The following is a 761-nucleotide window of genomic DNA, read 5'->3' as shown; positions in this document are numbered from 1 at the left end:
TCTCCACCCCGCCCCTGGGGGCGTCGGGTGATGGGGGGCCTGGGGCGCTATGATGGGTCCGAAATGGCCGCAAAACTAGAATGTCCAGAGTGCAGGGGCACGGTGGAAGGGGACGACTTCCAGTGCGAGCACTGCGGGTTGCTCCTGGACCCGGAGCAGGCCAGCGGGGAGTACATCATCACCGAGCCCACCATCGTCCGGGCCCTGCTCTCTCCGCCCCAGCGCAGCAGGACCATGGAGGTGCCCAGGCCGCCCCCTCAGCGTCCAGCGGCGCACGACCTGGCCACCGCGCGCTTCACCGTGCCCATGGACGCGAACACCGTGCCCCACCTGCGCGCCGGGCTGGACATCGCGTTGCAACCCCTGCACCCGTTCGAGGCGCACATCGCGTCCTTCGTCGACGGAGTCCACGCCGTCCCCCAACTCGCGCTCGCGGCCCGGCTGCCTGAAATCGAGGTGAAGGTCGTCCTCAAGGCCCTGCTGGAGCGAGGGGTGCTGGAGTTGCACCGCGCGCCTGTCAGCCCGCCCCGGCGCAGCCGCACCGAGGAGCTTCCCCTGTTGGACGGCAGCGAGTTCCTCACCCCGGAGGCACCCGGGTTCGACGACCTGGAGCCCTCCACGCTCCAGGAGGAGGACGCCCCCACGCTCGTCGGGGAGCGGCCCGCCATGCTCATGGCCCTGGGCGCGGAGGAGGACGACCTGTCTCCCATGGCGCTCGGCGACGAGGAGCCCCTCACGCATCCCGCTCCACGCCCCCCAAG

Annotated in this window: 1 pseudogene; it reads left to right on the top strand. The window is 71.1% G+C overall.

Going from position 1 to position 761, the window contains the following annotated elements:
- Positions 1 to 102 precede the first annotated feature (102 nt).
- Positions 103 to 761, top strand: a pseudogene (locus HUW62_RS49560) (hypothetical protein); the annotation flags it as partial.

This window comes from Myxococcus sp. AM011 (assembly GCF_013372595.1).
Lineage (GTDB): Bacteria > Myxococcota > Myxococcia > Myxococcales > Myxococcaceae > Myxococcus > Myxococcus eversor.
Note: the sequence above shows the minus strand (reverse complement) of the source record. Positions and strands in the feature narration are given on the sequence as shown.